The organism is Erwinia sp. PME.40.26/001 (assembly GCF_055556675.1).
Window position 1 is genome coordinate 249,635 of the sequence record NZ_JBVHNP010000004.1, and the last position, 18,119, is coordinate 267,753.

At 55.6% G+C, this 18,119-nt stretch carries 20 protein-coding genes and 1 other RNA gene; 8 read left to right on the top strand and 13 right to left on the bottom strand.

Annotated features, from left to right (window positions below; all coding sequences use genetic code 11):
- Window positions 1-86 precede the first annotated feature (86 nt).
- Window positions 87-1,118, top strand: a complete 1,032-nt coding sequence (locus tag ACZ3HG_RS14125) for a hypothetical protein (protein ID WP_191933618.1) — start codon at window positions 87-89, stop codon at window positions 1,116-1,118.
- Between the two features lie 44 nt (window positions 1,119-1,162).
- On the opposite strand, the gene ACZ3HG_RS14130 is transcribed toward ACZ3HG_RS14125, so the two are convergent.
- The 4 genes from ACZ3HG_RS14130 to ACZ3HG_RS14145 are packed head-to-tail and all read right to left on the bottom strand — an operon-like array spanning window position 1,163 to window position 3,718.
- Window positions 1,163-2,041, bottom strand: coding sequence for a metal ABC transporter substrate-binding protein (locus ACZ3HG_RS14130; protein WP_465333091.1), 879 nt, complete (start codon window positions 2,039-2,041; stop codon window positions 1,163-1,165).
- Window positions 2,038-2,907: a metal ABC transporter permease gene (locus ACZ3HG_RS14135; protein ID WP_191933620.1), complete on the bottom strand. Its 870-nt coding sequence runs from the start codon at window positions 2,905-2,907 to the stop codon at window positions 2,038-2,040. The genes ACZ3HG_RS14130 and ACZ3HG_RS14135 overlap by 4 nt, the downstream gene beginning before the upstream one ends.
- Complete coding sequence (locus tag ACZ3HG_RS14140; protein ID WP_465333094.1) at window positions 2,904-3,593, bottom strand: metal ABC transporter ATP-binding protein; 690 nt, start codon at window positions 3,591-3,593, stop codon at window positions 2,904-2,906. The genes ACZ3HG_RS14135 and ACZ3HG_RS14140 overlap by 4 nt, the downstream gene beginning before the upstream one ends.
- Window positions 3,593-3,718 (bottom strand): hypothetical protein, encoded by a 126-nt coding sequence (locus ACZ3HG_RS14145; protein ID WP_274604285.1) that lies wholly within the window; start codon window positions 3,716-3,718, stop codon window positions 3,593-3,595. Before ACZ3HG_RS14145 ends, ACZ3HG_RS14140 begins: the two co-directional genes overlap by 1 nt.
- Before the next feature lie 288 nt (window positions 3,719-4,006).
- Between ACZ3HG_RS14145 and ACZ3HG_RS14150 the strand changes: the two genes are divergently transcribed.
- The 3 genes from ACZ3HG_RS14150 (at window position 4,007) to ACZ3HG_RS14160 (ending at window position 5,136) form a co-directional block, all read left to right on the top strand.
- Complete coding sequence (locus tag ACZ3HG_RS14150; protein ID WP_465333096.1) at window positions 4,007-4,360, top strand: hypothetical protein; 354 nt, start codon at window positions 4,007-4,009, stop codon at window positions 4,358-4,360.
- 147 nt (window positions 4,361-4,507) lie between these two features.
- A complete protein-coding gene (gene tomB / locus ACZ3HG_RS14155; protein WP_191933623.1) occupies window positions 4,508-4,888 on the top strand; it encodes an Hha toxicity modulator TomB in 381 nt (126 codons plus the stop codon).
- A gap of 29 nt (window positions 4,889-4,917) precedes the next feature.
- The gene (locus ACZ3HG_RS14160; protein ID WP_004156337.1) at window positions 4,918-5,136 is read left to right on the top strand and encodes an HHA domain-containing protein; all 219 of its coding nucleotides are present in this window, start codon (window positions 4,918-4,920) and stop codon (window positions 5,134-5,136) included.
- A 65-nt stretch (window positions 5,137-5,201) separates the two neighbouring features.
- Here ACZ3HG_RS14160 and ffs read toward each other — a convergent pair.
- Window positions 5,202-5,298, bottom strand: an RNA gene (gene ffs / locus ACZ3HG_RS14165) — signal recognition particle sRNA small type.
- A 133-nt stretch (window positions 5,299-5,431) separates the two neighbouring features.
- Here ffs and ACZ3HG_RS14170 point away from each other — a divergent pair.
- Complete coding sequence (locus tag ACZ3HG_RS14170) at window positions 5,432-5,746, top strand: MGMT family protein (RefSeq protein WP_191933624.1); 315 nt, start codon at window positions 5,432-5,434, stop codon at window positions 5,744-5,746.
- Window positions 5,747-5,773: 27 nt separating this feature from the next.
- On the opposite strand, the gene ACZ3HG_RS14175 is transcribed toward ACZ3HG_RS14170, so the two are convergent.
- Entirely contained in the window at window positions 5,774-6,331 is a 558-nt protein-coding gene (locus ACZ3HG_RS14175) for a YbaY family lipoprotein (RefSeq protein ID WP_191933625.1), read from the bottom strand.
- 227 nt (window positions 6,332-6,558) lie between these two features.
- Here ACZ3HG_RS14175 and tesB point away from each other — a divergent pair, with 227 nt between their 5' ends.
- A complete protein-coding gene (gene tesB, locus ACZ3HG_RS14180; RefSeq protein ID WP_191933626.1) occupies window positions 6,559-7,419 on the top strand; it encodes an acyl-CoA thioesterase II in 861 nt (286 codons plus the stop codon).
- A gap of 81 nt (window positions 7,420-7,500) precedes the next feature.
- Here the strand turns inward: tesB and amtB are convergent, their stop codons facing one another.
- From amtB to ACZ3HG_RS14205, 5 genes are all read right to left on the bottom strand, one after another.
- Window positions 7,501-8,802: an ammonium transporter AmtB gene (gene amtB / locus ACZ3HG_RS14185; RefSeq protein WP_191933627.1), complete on the bottom strand. Its 1,302-nt coding sequence runs from the start codon at window positions 8,800-8,802 to the stop codon at window positions 7,501-7,503.
- A 19-nt stretch (window positions 8,803-8,821) separates the two neighbouring features.
- Window positions 8,822-9,160 (bottom strand): P-II family nitrogen regulator, encoded by a 339-nt coding sequence (gene glnK, locus ACZ3HG_RS14190; protein ID WP_007886947.1) that lies wholly within the window; start codon window positions 9,158-9,160, stop codon window positions 8,822-8,824.
- A 271-nt stretch (window positions 9,161-9,431) separates the two neighbouring features.
- On the bottom strand, window positions 9,432-11,195 hold the full coding sequence (locus ACZ3HG_RS14195) for a SmdB family multidrug efflux ABC transporter permease/ATP-binding protein (protein ID WP_465333105.1): 1,764 nt from the start codon (window positions 11,193-11,195) through the stop codon (window positions 9,432-9,434).
- The gene (locus tag ACZ3HG_RS14200; RefSeq protein ID WP_465333107.1) at window positions 11,188-12,957 is read right to left on the bottom strand and encodes a SmdA family multidrug ABC transporter permease/ATP-binding protein; all 1,770 of its coding nucleotides are present in this window, start codon (window positions 12,955-12,957) and stop codon (window positions 11,188-11,190) included. The genes ACZ3HG_RS14195 and ACZ3HG_RS14200 overlap by 8 nt, the downstream gene beginning before the upstream one ends.
- A gap of 24 nt (window positions 12,958-12,981) precedes the next feature.
- Window positions 12,982-13,455 (bottom strand): Lrp/AsnC family transcriptional regulator, encoded by a 474-nt coding sequence (locus ACZ3HG_RS14205; protein WP_191933630.1) that lies wholly within the window; start codon window positions 13,453-13,455, stop codon window positions 12,982-12,984.
- A gap of 105 nt (window positions 13,456-13,560) precedes the next feature.
- Here ACZ3HG_RS14205 and ACZ3HG_RS14210 point away from each other — a divergent pair, with 105 nt between their 5' ends.
- The gene (locus tag ACZ3HG_RS14210) at window positions 13,561-14,490 is read left to right on the top strand and encodes a DMT family transporter (RefSeq protein WP_191933631.1); all 930 of its coding nucleotides are present in this window, start codon (window positions 13,561-13,563) and stop codon (window positions 14,488-14,490) included.
- A 47-nt stretch (window positions 14,491-14,537) separates the two neighbouring features.
- On the opposite strand, the gene cof is transcribed toward ACZ3HG_RS14210, so the two are convergent.
- A complete protein-coding gene (gene cof, locus ACZ3HG_RS14215) occupies window positions 14,538-15,356 on the bottom strand; it encodes an HMP-PP phosphatase (RefSeq protein WP_465333235.1) in 819 nt (272 codons plus the stop codon).
- A gap of 103 nt (window positions 15,357-15,459) precedes the next feature.
- On the opposite strand from cof, the gene ACZ3HG_RS14220 reads away from it, so the two are divergent.
- The gene (locus tag ACZ3HG_RS14220) at window positions 15,460-17,160 is read left to right on the top strand and encodes an SgrR family transcriptional regulator (protein WP_465333237.1); all 1,701 of its coding nucleotides are present in this window, start codon (window positions 15,460-15,462) and stop codon (window positions 17,158-17,160) included.
- Between the two features lie 13 nt (window positions 17,161-17,173).
- Here ACZ3HG_RS14220 and ACZ3HG_RS14225 read toward each other — a convergent pair whose 3' ends face one another.
- Complete coding sequence (locus ACZ3HG_RS14225; protein WP_465333110.1) at window positions 17,174-17,965, bottom strand: right-handed parallel beta-helix repeat-containing protein; 792 nt, start codon at window positions 17,963-17,965, stop codon at window positions 17,174-17,176.
- Between the last annotated feature and the right edge of the window lie 154 nt (window positions 17,966-18,119).

Sequence of the window (18,119 nt, forward strand, 5' to 3'; positions counted from 1 at the left end):
AAAACATCAAAATCAGTAGCTTAAAAAAGCAAATAAAGAATCAGACATTCGTGATGTTACGGTTAAAAATTTAATAGGGATATCAAATGAAACGTTCAACATTGGCTCTATTATGCACGTGCGCGATCTATTCTGTTGCAGGCCATGCCACGCCCATCCAGCTTTCGGCGTACAGCAACCTGCCGAAAGACACCGAAGTAAATGGCTTTCACGGTACGCTGTTTTATAGCGATACGGGCACGGTCAGCGGTTTGGACCTGCCTGTTCTCGGTTACGACCAACTCGACCAGCTCAACGGCCTCCAGCTTGGCGCGATCGCGGGATCTCATATTCGTTATGGCATCAATGGTGCTGCTATCAGCCTGTTTAACTGGCACGGCGGTGAGGACCAGGGTTTTAACCTCGGCGTGATCAACCGGGTCGGCGATCTGTACGGAGCAAACGTCGGGATTTACAGTGAGGCGAAGAGCGTTACCGGGGTTAACCTGGGGGCGATCGCCGCCACGGGGAACGTGAACGGGGTGAATGTGGGCGCTATCGCTAATTACACCACCGGACAGGTAAATGGTGTCAATGTGGCCCCTTTTAACTGGACCCAGCAGGATACAGCGGGGGTCAATGTCAGCGTGCTGAACCACTCTGGCAACGTAAACGGCGTGAATATCGGTGCGTTGGGTAACTGGAGTGAGGGCGATATCACCGGCTTTAACCTTGGCCTCGTCAACGTTGCTGGCAAGGTCACCGGAGCCAATCTGGCGCCGTTTAATTATTCTGGTGATATCACAGGGGCTAACATTGGCCTGGTCAGCATGACGCATAATGTCACGGGGATGAATCTGGGCGCGGTCAATATTGCCAGCGATGTGGAAGGGGCCAATCTGGGGGTCGTCAACGTCTCTCACCATGTTAACGGGCTTAACTTCGGTGCGGTAAATGTTTCCACCGGGGAAAGCGGTACCGATATTGGTGCTTTCAACTATGCCGATACCACTTCCTTTCAGTTTGGTCTGATTAATGCCACTCAGCATCTTGAAGGCCTGCAGATTGGGGTGATCAATATCGCCGCCAATGCCGCCGTACCGGTTCTTCCGCTGGTGAACTACCACCGCACCTTCTGATTGCCAGCCCCCTATCTATGCCGGGGGCTGTCAGTAAAACGTCGTTACTTCATACTGCTGACCATCGCATTCACATTGTGTTTGAAGGCGTTGATATAGCTGTCAGCGGCCCCCCCGCGCGCCGTTAATGCTTCCGGATACAGTTCCCCTCCGGAGGTGGCGCCACCGGAAGCAGCGATTTGCTGAACCAGCCGCGGATCCGTCTGGTTTTCAATAAAGTACGCATGGATTTTCTCATGTTTTAACTGGGTGATCAGTGCCGCGACGTCTGAGGCACTGGCCTCAGATTCGGTTGAAAAACCGACCGGGGAAAGGAATTTCACACCGTAGCGCTGACCGAAGTAGCCAAAGGCATCATGACTGGTCAGCACTTTACGTTTTTCCACCGGGATAACGCTGAATGCCTTCTGCGCCCAGCTATCCAGCTGCTTCAGCTGTTGAATATACGCACCGCCGTGCTGGCGGAAGTAGTCCGCATCCTGCGGATCGGCCGCGATTAGCGCGTTCATTACGTTCGTGGCATAAGTCACGCCGTTCTGCATGCTGTTCCAGGCATGGGGGTCGGTAATGGTCTTACCGTCTTCTTCCATGGTGCGGGTATTAATGCCGCTGGAAGCCACAACCGTCTGCCCCTGATAACCGGATGCCGAAATCAGGCGGTCCATCCACCCTTCCATACCCAGTCCGCTGACGAAAACAACATCAGCATGGGCCAGCGCCTGGCTGTCTTTCGGCGTAGGTTCAAAGCTGTGCGGATCGCCATTTGGCCCGACCAGACTTTTCACCTCCACATGCTCACCGCCGACATTCTTTACGATGTCAGCCAGCACCGTAAAGCTGGCTACCGCTTCCACGGTCTTCGCCATCACCATCGGGGTAGCCAGCAATGCTGACAGTGCCAGCGCTACAGGTAATTTTTTCATTTTGACTCCTTTGCCATAGACAATGTTTTGCGTCCGGCAAAAATGCCGCCGCAAGGCCCGATTAAAATAGAAATAAAAAATAAAATTGCAGCACTGAGCACCACCGCCGGCCCGGCAGGTAATGAGAGATAAAAGGAAGCACATAGGCCGCTGATGCTGGCAGTGGTCGCCAGGATCATCGCCGCCGCCAGCGTGCCGGAAAGATGGCGGCTCCAGAAACGTGCGCTGGCTGCCGGCAGCATCATCAGCCCGACGCTCATCAGCGTGCCGAGAACCTGAAACCCGGCGACCAGATTCACTACGACCAGCACGAGAAAAATGCCGTGCACCAGCGGGGAGGTCCAGCGGTTCTGGGCACGTAAAAAAGTCGGGTCAAAGGCATCAATGACCAGCGGTCGGTAGATAAAGGCGAAAACCAGTAAAGACAGGCTGCTGATGGCACTGACCAGCACAATAGAGGGGATATCGACCGCCAGCAGCGATCCAAACAGAACGTGCAGCAGATCCACGCTGGAACCGCGTAATGAGACCAGGGTGACCCCCAGTGCCAGCGAACCGAGATAGAAACCCGCAAAACTGGCATCTTCACGCAGGGGCGTATAGCGGCTTACCGCGCCCGACAGCAGGGCAACCGTCAACCCGGCAATCGCCCCGCCAATGCCCATCGCCACCAGTGAGAGTCCGGAAAGCAGATAGCCAATGGCGGCACCGGGCAGCACTGCATGCGATAACGCATCGCCGACCAGACTCATGCGACGCAGCAGAAGAAAGACCCCCAGCGGCGTGGCACTGAGCGACAACGCCACACAGGCGATCAGCGCGCGGCGCATAAAACCAAACTCAATAAAAGGGTGTATCAGCATCATACCCCGCCCCCGGCACTGCGCCCGAAATTTAGCCCGGTCACACCGCAGTCGCGGCACGACCATTCACTGTGCTGCTCCTTCAGGCGTAATATTTGTGGGAAATGCTGGGCCACCGTTGCCATATCATGCAGAACCACAATTAAGGTGCATCCCGCCCGATGACGCTCTGCCAGCAGGGCCAGCAGCAGCGCGGTGGTATCGCTGTCCACGCCGGTGAAGGGTTCATCCAGCAGCAGCAGTTCGGCATCCTGTATAAGCAGACGCGCAAATAACACGCGCTGTAGCTGTCCGCCCGACAGCGTGCCGGGAGCGGCATCGGCATACGGCAGCATGTTGACGCGCTCCAGCGCCACCAGCGCCTCTTTTCTCTGCCGCTTTGAGATGCCGCGCAGCCAGCCACAGCGCCGCCAGAATCCCATAGCGACCAGGTCAAATACCGTGAGTGGAAAGCTTTTCTCAATCTCAGAGTGCTGCGGCAGCCAGGCCACCGCCGGGCGCGGAAGGGAGTAAGTAAAGGTGCCCCCAACGGCAGGCAACATCCCGCACAGCGTTTTCAGCAATGTCGACTTACCGCAGCCGTTAGCGCCCACTAAAGCCGTCATGCTGCCCCGGGTAAATTCCCCGGAAAGCGGAGGGGTAACCGCATGATGCTGGTAGCCGACCACCAGTTGGTTTAACTGGATCATCAGTTCGCCGCCCACACTGTGAGCATGACCAGCAGTATCACCAGAATGGCAGTCAGCCCTACGCGCACCCATGCCGGGCAGGTCAGTAGCGTACCGAAGCGTAAAAAAAAGGGAGAGGTGTTCATGATGAAACCATTTAATACGTTATAACATAACAATTAAAGTATCGTAAAACGCTCGTTAACGGTAAAGCAAAAATGTATCCAGGTATTTCATGAGGTAGCGGGTCTGGTGCCGATTTTTATATAAATAAAATTCAACAAGTCATTAGGTGTGTGACCAAAAACGCATTTCGGGTAAAAATAATCGACAGACAAATCATCACGATAGGCTACACTACTTTTAGCAGGTGACGTTATTAAGCGTCTTAAGCAGGGGGCCTGATTAGTAAAAATTAACTCTGTGAGGAAAAAATGCGCAAAACAATAACCATAAAATATCGTCAAACGTCCCCTGACCCACTAGAATTAACACATGAGATCCAACAGATAATTCCCAAAATAGAAGATCACCTTGTGGGTTCTCTGGAATGGTATTCACAAAATGCGCGATATGTTCCCGACAGCATCAGAATTATTTCCCTGGAACATTTGCAACAATCGCGTTATAAACTTAACTACAGCTTCCGCTGGAACGTGTTCAATGCCTGTCTCGATATAGACGCATTTGAAACAACACACCAGTCGGTCAATTTTAGCTATCTTCCTGAGGCCCTGGTGTTTGATTTCATTGATAACGATCGTGATTCAATGTCAGACGAATTGTAATATTGGGTCAGAAGTAGAACGGTTAATTTAAATTAAGTTATATTTTGTATAGATGTTCATAGTTGAGTTGTATTTATCACTTCCTGGCACACTCTGTTTAAAAGTGCGGTCATATGGCACGTTTCGCAAGCTATGGAGGGGAAAAAGATGGACGAATACTCACCGAGAAGGCATGATATTGCCCAGCTTAAATTCTTATGTGAAAGCCTGTACGACGAAAGTATGGCGACATTAGGCGATAGCCATCACGGCTGGGTTAACGATCCCACTTCTGTTGCCAATTTGCAGCTTAATGACCTGATTGAGCATATTGCAGCCTTCACGATGAATTACAAAATTAAGCACATCGAGGATAGTGATCTGATAAGTCAGATCGATGAATACCTTGATGACACTTTTATGCTGTTTAGTAATTACGGCATTAATGTTCAGGACCTACAGCGCTGGCAGAAATCAGCAAAGCGGCTGTTCAACATTTTTGCAGAAGAGTGTGCAACAGGCCGTATACACGCCAGCCATTCCTTTTAGCAACCCATTACTCTTTCTACGGTTTAATAATGACAGACAAACTTTTAACGAAAACTGATTATCTTATGCGCCTCAGACGTTGTCGTTCAATCGACACGCTTGAACGTGTAATCGAAAAGAACAAATACGAGTTATCTGACGACGAACTGGCAGTATTCTATTCGGCTGCGGATCACCGCCTGGCTGAACTGACAATGAATAAGCTGTATGACAAAGTGCCTGTCGCCGTATGGAAGTTTGTGCGCTAATGAATGTGTAACTGAATGCAGAGAAGATGAGAAACGTGGGAGGGCAGAGCAGAATTGGGTGGGGGCCCTGCCAGCTACATCCCGGCACACGCGTCATCTGTTACGGCTGCTTCCTTCCGGATCTGACCGAGTTCACAAATTAGCATTGCGGGAGAACCAACCGGGCCCCCATTGATTGCCCTGGATAACCAGAGCGCAGGCATTATCAATGATGCCCCTGGCAATTGCAAGCCACGCCTCGATGACCGTTGGTTTCTTGCACGATTAGCCGCATATTTCCCCGGTATGGACGACCATGACAATTGAACATGACAGCTTCCGGCAGCGCATCTATCAGATAGTGGCCGCTATTCCTTATGGTTCCGTCGCCACCTACGGTGACATCGCCCTGCTGGCAGGCTCCCCTCGCGCGGCCCGACAGGTCGGCGGGGTGCTGAAGCGTCTGCCAGAAGGCAGCAAACTGCCCTGGCATCGGGTCATCAATCGTAAGGGCAGCATCTCTCTGGCGGGGGACGATCTCAACAGGCAGCGTAACGCTCTGCTCAGTGAAGGGATTGTCGTATCAGTGGAAGGTCATATCGATCTTAAACGTTACCGCTGGCAGCCATAAAAAACGCCCCTGACGGGGCGTTTTTTATTACAGAGACGTCGGTGCCGGAACGGCTGAGGACGGTGAGACCTGCGTCGGTGAGGTTGATGGCACCGTGGTCGCTGCCCCGCCCTGCGTTGGCATGGCCATTGACGGCACCGGTACCAGCGTCAGATCCTGTTCAGTACCGCCCGTCGTCACGACCTGCTTAACCGTATCGGTGATAAACAGCATTTTGCCGTCTACCGTCACCGCTGCGCTTAACAGAATACGTGCATTTGGCTGAACATCTGCCGGGTTGAAAGGCAGGGTAAATTTGAACGGGGCCTGTTTGCCTTCAGTGCGCACGGCACGCTGCGACAGCACTTTAGACGGTGCATCGGCCAGAGAGGCATCAGACAGGGTTACGGTCAGCACGGCATCCGGTGGCAGTGCCACTTTCTGACGGATCCATACCGTCCCGCTCACATTAGGCTGCTTAATCACCGCCTGCTGTCCATTCACCTGGGAACCCAGGGTTGGCGTCGGCACATCTTTGCTTTTATCAGCACAGCCTGAAATGGCTACAGCCAGCGCCGCACTACTTAATACATGCCAGTATTTCATTGATAGTTTCTCCTTCCGATCAACGCTTACGGCCATCACTTCGCCGCAAAAAAGACAGTTCTCTACTGCCTGGGTAGATTTAATTCTGGCACAAGTTCCTGATTTTTTCCTGGAACCCCTGATAATCTGCTTTTGACCCCCGCCTCCACAGATCGCATAAACAGACGTTGACGCTAACTGGTCGGATCTCGCAAACTGGAAAAGGAAAAATTATTGAGGAACCGCATATGGGCCAGGCGCTGCAAAATTTGTTAAACCTGCTGGATTTGGAAACACTGGAAGAGGGTCTGTTCCGTGGTCAAAGTGAAGATCTGGGCCTGCGTCAGGTTTTTGGCGGACAGGTGGTCGGTCAGGCGCTGTATGCGGCAAAACAGACGGTGCCGCAGGAACGGATTATTCACTCCTTCCACAGCTACTTTCTGCGTCCTGGCGATAGTCAGAAAGCCATTATTTATGATGTTGAAAACCTGCGTGATGGTCAGAGCTTCAGTGCCCGCCGCGTCAAAGCCGTACAGAACGGCAAACCTATTTTTTACATGACCGCCTCCTTCCAGGGGCCTGAAAGCGGTTTCGAACATCAAAAGCGCATGCCTGACGCCCCCGGCCCTGACAATCTGCCTAATGAGACGGACATAGCCCGCCAGCTGGCGCACTATCTTCCGGAAAAAGCGCGCGATAAGTTTTTATCTGAAAAACCCTTCGAGATCCGCCCTGTCGAGTTCCATAACCCGTTAAAGGGCCATGTCAGTGAACCGGCGCGGTACACCTGGCTGCGGGCGAACGGCACTATGCCAGAGGATAAACGCATCCATCAGTATCTGCTGGGTTATGCTTCTGATTTCAACTTTCTGCCCGTCTCGCTGCAGCCGCACGGTAAAGGCTTCCTGGAGCCGGGAATGCAGGTAGCCACAATAGATCACTCTATGTGGTTCCACCGCCCTTTCGACCTGAATGAATGGCTGCTGTACAGCGTAGAAAGCACCTCTGCCTCCAGTGCCCGCGGCTTTGTTCGCGGTGAGTTCTGGAACCAGCAGGGCGTCCTCGTCGCATCTACCGTTCAGGAAGGCGTGATCCGCCAGCGTTCTTAACCGGCCCCATAAAAAAAGCGGGCCTGATGGCCCGCTTTTTGTTCGGTTTGCTGCACACTGCCTTTTCAGGCTGACAGCCGCTTACTGGTTGTAAGCATTCTCGCCGTGGCTGTTGACGTCCAGACCTTCACGTTCGTGCTCTTCCGGCACACGCAGACCAACAATCATATCCGCCACTTTAAAGCCGATGAACGCCACTACTGCCGTCCAGACTATCGTCAGACCCACGCTGAACAGCTGGACCCAGACCTGGTGCCCCATGGTCACGCCTTCTGCGTAGCCTACGCCGCCCAGGGAAGAAGAGGCGAAGATACCGGTCAGGATGCAGCCAACGATGCCGCACACGCCGTGAACACCGAAGACATCGCAGGGATCGTCAACTCGCAGCCATTTTTTCAGAATGGTGACGCCCCAGAGACCGGCGAGCCCCCCGACCAGACCAATTATCAGTGCACCGCCTACGCCCACATAGCCACAGGCTGGCGTGATGGCGACCAGACCGGCAATCACACCCGAGCTGACGCCCAGCAGAGAAGGCTTACCGCGCAGGGCCCACTCACCGAAGGTCCAGCTCAACATCGCTCCCGCTGTCGCAATCACGGTGTTGAGGAATGCCAGACCGGCAATTTCGTTCGCTGCACTGGCTGAGCCTGCGTTGAAGCCGAACCAGCCAAAGTAGAGTATCGCGGTGCCGGTGAAGACCATCGGCAGGTTGTGAGGTTTGAATGCCTCTTTACCAAAGCCGGCGCGTTTACCGACCAGGTAAGCCCCGACCAGGCCTGCAACCGCCGCATTAATGTGCACCACCGTACCGCCCGCAAAGTCCAGTGCGCCATCCTGAGCCAGGAAGCCGCCCGCCCATACCATATGTGCAATCGGCAGATAGGCAAAGGTCAGCCAGATGACAACAAAAATCAGCAAGGCAGAGAAACGAATACGCTCGGCGATGGCACCGACAATCAGGCCCACGGTGATGCAGGCGAAAGAGGCCTGGAAGGCGACGTGGATATACTGGTAGTAAGATCCCATCACGGCAGTCGGTGAGATATTTTTCAGCATCGCCCAGTTAAAGTTACCGAAGAAGGCATTGCCTTCGCTGAACGCCAGCGAATAGCCATACACCATCCACAGTACACAGACCATGGCGAAGGTCATTGCCACCTGGGTCAGCATCGACAACACGTTTTTAGCGCGGATCAGGCCGCCGTAAAACAGGGCAATGCCGGGGATTGTCATAAACAGCACCAGCGCGGTGCAGATCATCATAAAGGCGTTGTCAGCTTTATCCGCGACCGCAGGCGCAGCGGCCATTGCCAGCGACGGTAAAAAAGCAGCACCGGCGAGGCCTAACTTAGCGAGTTTTTTCATTTTATCCCATCCCATCACAATTCTGAGCCCCGAATTACAGTGCTGCTTCGTCAGTTTCGCCGGTGCGAATACGGATGACCCGTTGCAGTTCTGCAACAAAGATCTTCCCGTCACCAATTTTGCCTGTATAGGCCGCTTTGCTAATGACATCAACCACTTCATCAAGCTGGTCGTCTGCAATCGCAATATCAATTTTTACTTTTGGCAGGAAGTTCACGCTGTATTCAGCACCGCGATACAGTTCTGCATGACCTTTCTGACGGCCGAAGCCTTTCACTTCAGTGACAGTGAGACCCTGAATGCCGATTGACGACAGTGCTTCTCGCACGTCTTCCAGTTTGAACGGTTTGATTACCACGGTAACCAGCTTCATACGATCCCCTCCAGTAAAAAAATAGGTTGTTTCAGCGACACGAAATGATTAAAGCAAACGCTGTGCCAGAGTTTAAAAATCTGCATTTTTCAGACCATTAGTCAGTGCTGGTCTGAGTCCTGGCTGAGGCGCAGATCACACAGAAAAGAGAGGCACAATGAGGAGTATAGAAAAAACGCACCAGAAAGGTGCGTTATGCGTTAAGCCAGTGCATTTGTGCGATAAACGGGTGTTTTCTCGCCTGCATTTGGTGCAGCGTAGCGGTAAGGTGTCAGCCGTTTTCGGCAGCGGCCAGCTCCTCACCCGCTAACTGCAGCTGATACATCTGCCAGTAGCGTCCTTGGGCGGCCAGAAGCGCCTGGTGGCTGCCGCGCTCCACGGCCTGCCCACGGTGCAGCACCAGAATGGTGTCTGCCTCGGTGATGGTGGAGAGCCGGTGCGCAATCACCACCAGCGTCGTCTGTTCACGTATCGCCCGCAGTGCTTTCTGAATGGCCTGTTCCGTGCCGGAATCAATATTGGCGGTGGCTTCATCCAGGATCAGGATTTGGGGCGATGCCACCAGCACGCGTGCCATCGCCAGCAGTTGCTTCTGCCCGACAGAGAGGGTGTTCCCCTGCTCTCCCAGCCGGGTGTGGATCCCCTCCGGCAGGTCACGCGCCAGGGAGGCCAGCTGCACCGTTTCCAGCGCCTGCCATACGGCGTCTTCACTGATATCGCGCCCCAGGGTGACGTTAGCAAAGAACGTATCGGCCAGCACGACGGGGTCCTGCTGAACCATCGCCACGCTCCCCCGCAGCGCCGCATGGCTGAGGGAAGCGAGCGGACGGCCGTCCAGCAGGATCTCCCCCTGACTGAGCGCATAATAGCCCATCAGCAGATTAGCCAGCGTGCTTTTTCCGCTGCCGGTATGCCCGACCAGCGCCACAAAATGGCGTGAGGGCACCGACAGGTTGATATCCGTTAACACCGGGCGGCCGCTGCGGTAGGCGAAGGTGACATCACGGATCTCAATGCTACCGCTGCGCAGCGGCTCACTGTCTTCGCCATAGGGCTGACGCGGCGCGTCCATCAGTTCAAAAATGCGCTCCCCCGCCACGACAGCCTGTTGCAGCATTGACTGCTGGGTGGTCAGTTCGATCAGCGGTTCATTCAGCCGTCCCAGGTAGTTGATAAAGGCATACAGTACGCCAACCTCAATCGTGCCGACGGAGGTGAACCCAAACAGCATCATCAGGCCACAGAGGATCATCGCTGAAAAAAGACTGAGCAACGGCCGCAGCAGGAAGCCGTCCAGCCGTAACGTCTGCATCCGCGCCAGATAGTGTGAACGGCTGGCCTCGCCCATCCTTTCGCCAAAGCGTGCCTGCTGGCGGAACTGCTGAATGACGCTCATCCCGTTGATCACTTCATTAAAGCCGTTGTTGATCTCGGCCAGATAGCTGCGGACGCGGCGCACAATCGGCGTGCTGTAGCGCTGATAAATCAGCATCACCACCAGCACGGCAGGAAAAATAGTGATCGCCACCAGCGCCATACGCCAGTCAAGGCTGAACATCGCCACCAGCATCGCCCCCACCAGCGCCGCGCTGCGCAGGACGGTGGCGACAACGGTGACGTACAGGTCGCGCACCACCTCGGTATCATTGGTGACGCGAGAGATTATCTGGCCGACCGGTTGGGTATCAAATGCTCCCAGCGGCTGGCGCAGCGCCGCATCCATCACGTCAGTTCGCAGACGCTGAACCACGCCGACCGCCGCCTGATTAAACAACAGTGCCTGAGCGTAGTGCAGCGCTGCTGCCAGCAATTGTAATAACAGGAAACTGACGACCAGGCCGGCAGCCAGCCCTACCGGCATGCGGTGTTTCGCCACCATGTTGTCGATAAAGTAGCTGACCAGCACCGGCCCCAGCACCTCTGCGGCGGCGGCAACCCACAGCATCAGCACCGCCAGGCTCAGGGATTTACGCCACGGTGCACCGTAGGACAGCAGCCGTTTGATCGTCGGCCACAGTTGGATGACATTAGCCATGCACAGCTCCCTGTTCTGTTTCATCATCGTCCAGGGCGGCTTCCAGCTGCTGATAACGGTACATATCGCGATACCAGCCCTCTTCTGCCGACAGTTGCTCATGGTCGCCGCGCTGTGCCACCTGGCCGTGCTGCAGTACCAGGATCTCACTGGCTTCGGTCAGCGCAGAGAGGCGATGGGCGCTGATGATCACCGTGCGCCCTTCTCCCCAGCTGCGCAGATTATGCAGGATCTGATGCTCGGTACGGCCATCCACGGCGGACAGCGCATCATCCAGTACGAGGATTTCCGCCTCCAGCAGCAGGGCCCGCGCAATAGAAATCCGCTGTTTCTGACCGCCAGAGAGCATCACGCCCCGCTCGCCCACTTCCGTCTCATAACCCTCCGGCAACCGCAAAATGTCGTCATGGACAAAAGCGAGACGAGCCGCCTGTTCAATTTCACTTTGTGTGGCACCCGGACGGCCCAGCGCAATGTTACTGGCTACGCTGTCGGAGAACAGGAAGGGGGTCTGGCTGACCACGGCCAGGCGGCTGCGCCAGCTGTCCAGACGCAGCTGTGGTAAAGGAATATCGTGATAACAAATATCGCCCTGGTCGATATCAAAATGGCGCTGGATCAGACTCAACAAGGTACTCTTCCCCGCGCCGGTAGGGCCACACAGCCCCAGCATCTGTCCTGGCTGAAGGCGAACGTGCAGATTGCGCAGCGCAGGCTGTTGCGCCCCCGGATAGCAGAACTCGCCGACTGAGATCGCCAGCACGCCCCGCCCTTCCGGCAGCGCTTTATCACCGTCAACGACTGCCGGCGCTTCCGCCAGCAGCGCCTTAATTCGGGTCCAGGCCGCGCTCCCGCGTTCAACAATGTTAAACATCCAGGCCAGCGCCAGCATCGGCCAGATCATCAGCCCCAGGTACATCACAAAACTGGTGAGCTGCCCCAGGGTCATCGTGCCGTGCCATACCATCCAGCTCCCGCCGCCGATAGCCAACAGATTCGACAGGCCGATAGCGATATAGATAGTGGGGTCAAAGCGCGCATCAACGCGGGCTACCCGCAGGTTTTTTTCTCCGGTATCTTTGGCAATGGCAGCAAACTGCCCCGACTGATGGTCTTCCAGGCCAAACGCTTTGATCATACGAATACTGCTCAGGCTTTCCTGCGTCTGATCGTTCAGCGAGGAAAATGCCGCCTGGGCCAGCTTAAAGCGCTGATGGAGCTGATCACCGTAGCGTTTGATCACCAGCGCCATCACCGGCATCGGCAACAGCGCCAGCAGCGTGAGCTGCCAGCTGATTTGCGTACTCATCACAATCAGCACTGCCATGCCCATGACCAGCGAGTCGACCAGCGTCAGCACACCTTCACCGGCGGCGAACACCACACGGTCAACGTCATTGGTGGCCCGGGCTATCAGGTCGCCGGTCCGGTGGCGTAAATAGAATCCGGGATGCTGGCGACTGAGCTGACGATAGAAATCTTCACGCAGCTCCACCGCCAGCTGATAGGAGGCTCCAAACAGCAGCACGCGCCAGACATAGCGCAGCAGATAAACGACAATGGCCGTGGCCAGCATGACGCCAACCCACATCATCAGCTGGCTGTGACTCATGCTGTCACGGCTGACGCCGTCGACGATCCTGCCCACCACATGCGGTGGCAGGAGTTGCAGTATGGCAATCACGATTAACAGCAAAACCGCCCCGAGATAACGGCGCCATTCACGCAAAAAGTACCAGCTAAGTTGGCTAAAAAGTCGCACAAAAATATCCTGATTATCGACCGGTTAAAGCGTCACCGGCAAAGCGGTGGTGTATTTTATCTCTTCCATCGCAAAACTCGAAGTGACATCGATCAGGCCCGGCACGCCGTTGACCAGACGCTTGTAAAAGCCATCATAGCTTTTCATATCGGCCACCTGGACACGCAGCAAATAATCATACTCACCCGCCATGCGATAGAACCCCATCACTTCCGGCATGGCCTGCACCACATCGACAAACTGGTTAAACCATTCACTGCTGTGCTGCTGGGTTTTGATCAAGACAAAAGCCGTCAGACTAAGGCCAAGTTTTTCACCATCGAGTAACGCCACCCGGCCGCGAATATAGCCTTCATCCTCCAGCCTTTTCAAGCGCTTCCAGCAGGGCGTGGTGGTCAGGCTGACAGCATCCGCCAGCGCCTGCAGGGAGAGCGTGCAATCCTGCTGGAGCAGGTTTAACAGCAAGCGGTCTTTTTTATCCAGCGGTGTAAGTAGCAAAATTTTCTCCAGAAGGTCAGCAATACAGCAGTATTATAGCAACCTTTTCCCCGGGCATTTCGTTAATCTGGTTCTCCTGCAGTCTCTCACTCAAGGATGACGAAAATGCCGCGTTCTGCTTACCGTAACCTGTTGATCATTGGATTATTCACGGCTGTCGCCCTCACCTGGGGTACAACCTGGATGGCGATGAAAATCACCGTGGCCACCGTTCCACCCGTTTTTGCCACCGGGCTGCGTTTCCTCTGTGCTGCCCCGCTGCTGCTGTTGCTTGCACGATATAAAAAGGCGCCGTTGCTGTTTCCCCGGGGGCAGCGCGGTTTTCAGCTCTGTGTGATGCTGTTCTATTTCGCCATTCCGTTTACGCTGATGATCTACGGTGAGCGTTACACGTCATCCAGCCTGGCGGCGATTATTTTTGCCACCATGCCTGCGGCGGTGCTGGCCGCTTCCCTGCTGTTTCTCCGTGAAAAAACATCGCTGCAGCAGCTGCTGGGTCTGGCCATCAGCATCGGCGCACTAAGCACAATTCTGTGGCACGAAACCCGCCACAGCGGAGAGAGTCAGCTTCAGGGGATCCTGGCGCTGGTCGCTGCCGTGCTAATCCACGCGGTGATGTACGTCCAGTGTAAAAAGCGCTGTGCGGGTATTTCCGTGTTGAGCTATAACGCACTGCCCTGTCTGGGGGCGGGCATACTCCTGACGGTGGCCGGGCTGGCGGAATCACCCGATGTTCATGCCTTCGCGCCCGAGGCGCTGATAGCGATTGCCTATCTTGGCGTGGTGGCCGGCGTGGGCGGCATTCTGGCTTACTTTGCGCTGCAACAGACGGCAAAACCCTTCCAGGCTTCGCTGGTCTTTCTGGTCTTTCCGCTTATTGCGGTGGCGCTGGAGAGTCAGATGAATGGCAGCAGTATCAGCCGTGAATCTTTACTGCTGTTGTTGCCTTTCCTGCTGGGGATATTGCTGACGCTGTATCGCGGTGCACGCAGCCGACAGCCGGCGGTGACAACCAAAACGGCGCTGCGCCGGTAAAGAAAATAGCCGGACGTCCTGGTCCGGCACACTGGCCAGTTAACGGATTATTCGGGGGAATAAACCCGGTGTGGTGTGGAAAGCCAGTGGTTGAGATAATGAGACACGCCCTGTGTCGCACAGTCGCCAATAACCGGTAAATGCGGCAGTTTCGCTTTCAGTTCACGCATGGCGTTGCGCATCACAAAACCCTGCCCCACGCCTCCCAGCATCTCCAGATCGTTCATTGCATCGCCAAAGGCCATGCACTCTGCCATGTGAATACCCAGCCGATCCGTTAACTGCGCCAGGGCCGCCCCCTTGTTACAGTCGAGGGGCAACACCTCCAGGCAGTCCTGCGCCGAAAAGCAGAGGTGGGCGCTATCGCCCAGCGCTTCATGAAGCTGGATTTTCAGCGCGCACAGCGTTTCATAGTCGGCAATAAAGCAGGCTTTCGTCACCTGATGTTCCGGCAGCGTACGCAAATCGGTCAGCTGATAGCGGAAATTTGACAGCTGATGCGCCTGTAAAATCTCCGGAACGTCATGCTGTGTAAACCAGCCATTATCATTGAAAACGTGCAGACTGGCGCGGGTATTCCAGTGGCTGTGGATCACCTGTCTTGCCACGGCCGGAGGAAGATCGCTGGCATGCAGTAACTCACCGGCGGGATCGTGGATGCGCGTTCCGTTGCCGCTGATCAAAAAGGCAGGCAGATCGTAATTGCGCAGCAGCGGCTGTATCTCCAGATAATGGCGACCGGTGGCAAAGGTCAGCTGTACGGGGTGTGCCTGAAGCGCACGAAGGCTGAGCAGGGTTTGTTGTCCCAGCTGATGGTCGGGCATCAGCAGCGTACCGTCCATATCAAATGCAGCAAGACGCACTATGTTCTCTCCGCTTAAAGGGTTTTTCATCTGCACTGAGTATCCTCTGGCATTTACGGAACTAATAGTGAATACTTTTTTTAAACTGTTCCGGGTTTACCATGATATGAGACAGCTTAACCGCTTAAATCAGTACCAGCGCCTGTGGCAATACAGTGCAGGCCAGCCGCAGTCGACCAGCGTGGCCGCTATTGCCGCCTGCTGTTTTTGCAGTGATCGCCACGCCCGAACGCTGCTGCGTCAGTGGCAGGAGAGCGGATGGCTGAACTGGCAGGCGACGTCAGGGCGCGGAAGGCGCGGCTGTCTGACCTTTCTGCAATCTCCCGCCACCCTGCGCAGCGAGCTGATGCTGCAGCAGCTTGATAACGGCCAGCCGCAGCATGCGCTGCAGATGGTGCCGCTGGCCCCGGAACAGCTCAGCCAGCTGCTTCAGCCGTTTATGGGCGGGCAGTGGCAGAACAACCAGCCTACGCTGCGTATTCCCTACTACCGCCCTCTTGCCCCCCTGCGTCCGCTACGGCAGCCTGCCCGGGCAGAGCAGCATCTGGCCCAGCAGGTTTTTGCCGGATTAAGCCGCCTGGCGGGAGATGAGGCCGTCCCCGACCTCGCCCACCACTGGCAGATCAGTGAAGACGGACTGAGCTGGTTCTTCTTTTTGCGCCCTCAGCTACGCTGGCATCACGGCGAAGCGGTCACCGCAGAGCAGCTGCAGCAGCGACTGGAGATGATCCTTGCCAGTCCGGACGGACAGCGCCTGCTGGCCAGCGTTAAGGCGGTTAGTCAGGCCCACGCCCTCTGCCTGCGTATTGACCTGCTGACGCCAGACTACTGGCTGGCACACCGGCTGGCCAGCGTCTCCTGCCTGCTTCCTCACCCGGATAATCCGAATATCGGTGCCGGGCCCTGGCGGTTGATGGTGAACTCCCCGGCGCTACTGCGCCTGGAAAGCCACGGCTGGTATCACGGCACGCATCCGCTGATGCAGGCTATTGAATACTGGATCGCGCCGCAGCTGTTTGACCCGGGGCTGGGCACCAGCTGCCGTCATCCGGTGAAGATTGCCATCGGTGCGCAGCACGATCTGAAGGCTCTGCAGCCCGTCAGCCAGCGTATCAGCCTTGGATTTTGTTACCTGGCGCGAGGGCGGCGTGCCGGACTTTCCCCGCGTCAGGCCAGGCATATTATGTCGCTGGTGCATCAGTCAGGCATTATCGAAGCGCTGCCTCTTGAAGAAGGCCTGATCACCCCCAGCCGGGAAATGCTGCCGGGCTGGCATGTTCCTGACTGGCAGCCTGATCCGGACGTTTCCCTGCCTGCCCGACTCAGTCTGCATTACCACCTGCCGGTCGAGCTGCATGCCATGGCGGCAAAGTTACAACAGCTGCTGGCCACCCAGGGCTGCCAGCTGACGCTGCATTTCCACCCGGCCAAAAACTGGCAGGATTACCCCGCACTGGCAGAGGCAGATCTGGTGATGGGCGACAGGCTGATCGGTGAGGCGCCGGTATTTACCCTGGAGAGCTGGCTGCGCCAGGATCCCCTGTGGCCGATACTGCTCGGGGCAGACGGCTGGCCGCCACTGCTGCATCAGCTGGAGGATTTACAGGCTCATCCGCAGCTGGAACAACGGCAGCGATGTCTCAGGGCGTTATATCTGCAGCTGATGGCGGATGCGGTGATCACCCCACTGTTTAACTATCGTTATCAGGTCAGCGCGCCACCAGATGTTGAAGGGATCCGCCTGAACGCCTGGGGCTGGTTTGATTTTTCCCGGGCCTGGATTGCCCCGCCTGTCGCCATCCTCTGAGAGCGGACTCGGATTACGGCCTGTTGATACCCGGTGCCGGTTCAGCCGGCGCATTGGGATGGATATCGCACTGAGGGCCAAAGCATTTTATCGGCTGGCAGCCTGGCTTGCCGCTCAGGCAGTTGTGATAAACATGCAGATTATGCAGTCTGACATTAAATACCCTGTCCATATGGATGCCGTAATCGGCGTTGTCATACACTGCCAGATCGCTCATATAAACGTTGATCAGGTGCGATCCGCGAATGCCGTGTCCGCGTGGACTGGCATAAAAACCGCCGCTGTTTTTTCCGGTCTGGATCAGACGGACATCGGCTACGCGACGGAGGTAGATATTATGGAAATAGTCCTTTTCGGTGTTGCCGTTGTTATGCAGCTTCAGGTCTGTCGCCGTTATACGACTGACGCCTTTCAGGTGGATCCCGTCGCTGCTGTTCTCCACCTCAACATTCTGCAGGATGATGTCACTGCATCCGGTTTTTTCTCCGGCCGTCGGATCCCCGCTACAGTCAAAGAAGAGCCCTGTCTGATTATTTCGCCGATCCTGACTGTCAGGCCGCTGATCAATAGTGCCAACCAGCTTTACCTCTTTTATCGTGACGTGGATAGCGGCAGTGGCATAAAGCAGCGGGGCATTGATGGTGTTCCTGACCGCAGGACTCCAGGTAATAACCGTACCCGGTCCCTTGCCTTCAAGTACCACATTGCTGCTCAGTAACAGACTGCGGTCCTGAAAATAGGTACCGTTGCCGAGCTGCACGGTGCCGCCACCATCATCGGCCACCCGCTTAAGGCATTCAGACAAGCTCTGCGAAGCTGGACACGCCACACTGCCTGCAGCCTCCCCTGCGGGGGCGTAACAGGCCAATGTGAAAAAAGCGATAACACCGGCATAACGGAACAGGGCTTTCAACATTATTTGCGCTCACGGTTGACTGACGAACAGGTGCGGGGTCCGC

What these genes read in the sequence shown, in the direction of transcription:
- ACZ3HG_RS14125 (WP_191933618.1), top strand. Translation starts at nt 87, where the DNA reads ATGAAACGTTCAACATTGGCTCTATTATGCACGTGCGCGATCTATTCT.
- ACZ3HG_RS14130 (WP_465333091.1), bottom strand. Translation starts at nt 2,041, where the DNA reads ATGAAAAAATTACCTGTAGCGCTGGCACTGTCAGCATTGCTGGCTACC.
- ACZ3HG_RS14135 (WP_191933620.1), bottom strand. Translation starts at nt 2,907, where the DNA reads ATGATGCTGATACACCCTTTTATTGAGTTTGGTTTTATGCGCCGCGCG.
- ACZ3HG_RS14140 (WP_465333094.1), bottom strand. Translation starts at nt 3,593, where the DNA reads ATGATCCAGTTAAACCAACTGGTGGTCGGCTACCAGCATCATGCGGTT.
- ACZ3HG_RS14145 (WP_274604285.1), bottom strand. Translation starts at nt 3,718, where the DNA reads ATGAACACCTCTCCCTTTTTTTTACGCTTCGGTACGCTACTGACCTGC.
- ACZ3HG_RS14150 (WP_465333096.1), top strand. Translation starts at nt 4,007, where the DNA reads ATGCGCAAAACAATAACCATAAAATATCGTCAAACGTCCCCTGACCCA.
- tomB (WP_191933623.1), top strand. Translation starts at nt 4,508, where the DNA reads ATGGACGAATACTCACCGAGAAGGCATGATATTGCCCAGCTTAAATTC.
- ACZ3HG_RS14160 (WP_004156337.1), top strand. Translation starts at nt 4,918, where the DNA reads ATGACAGACAAACTTTTAACGAAAACTGATTATCTTATGCGCCTCAGA.
- ACZ3HG_RS14170 (WP_191933624.1), top strand. Translation starts at nt 5,432, where the DNA reads ATGACAATTGAACATGACAGCTTCCGGCAGCGCATCTATCAGATAGTG.
- ACZ3HG_RS14175 (WP_191933625.1), bottom strand. Translation starts at nt 6,331, where the DNA reads ATGAAATACTGGCATGTATTAAGTAGTGCGGCGCTGGCTGTAGCCATT.
- tesB (WP_191933626.1), top strand. Translation starts at nt 6,559, where the DNA reads ATGGGCCAGGCGCTGCAAAATTTGTTAAACCTGCTGGATTTGGAAACA.
- amtB (WP_191933627.1), bottom strand. Translation starts at nt 8,802, where the DNA reads ATGGGATGGGATAAAATGAAAAAACTCGCTAAGTTAGGCCTCGCCGGT.
- glnK (WP_007886947.1), bottom strand. Translation starts at nt 9,160, where the DNA reads ATGAAGCTGGTTACCGTGGTAATCAAACCGTTCAAACTGGAAGACGTG.
- ACZ3HG_RS14195 (WP_465333105.1), bottom strand. Translation starts at nt 11,195, where the DNA reads ATGGCTAATGTCATCCAACTGTGGCCGACGATCAAACGGCTGCTGTCC.
- ACZ3HG_RS14210 (WP_191933631.1), top strand. Translation starts at nt 13,561, where the DNA reads ATGCCGCGTTCTGCTTACCGTAACCTGTTGATCATTGGATTATTCACG.
- ACZ3HG_RS14220 (WP_465333237.1), top strand. Translation starts at nt 15,460, where the DNA reads ATGAGACAGCTTAACCGCTTAAATCAGTACCAGCGCCTGTGGCAATAC.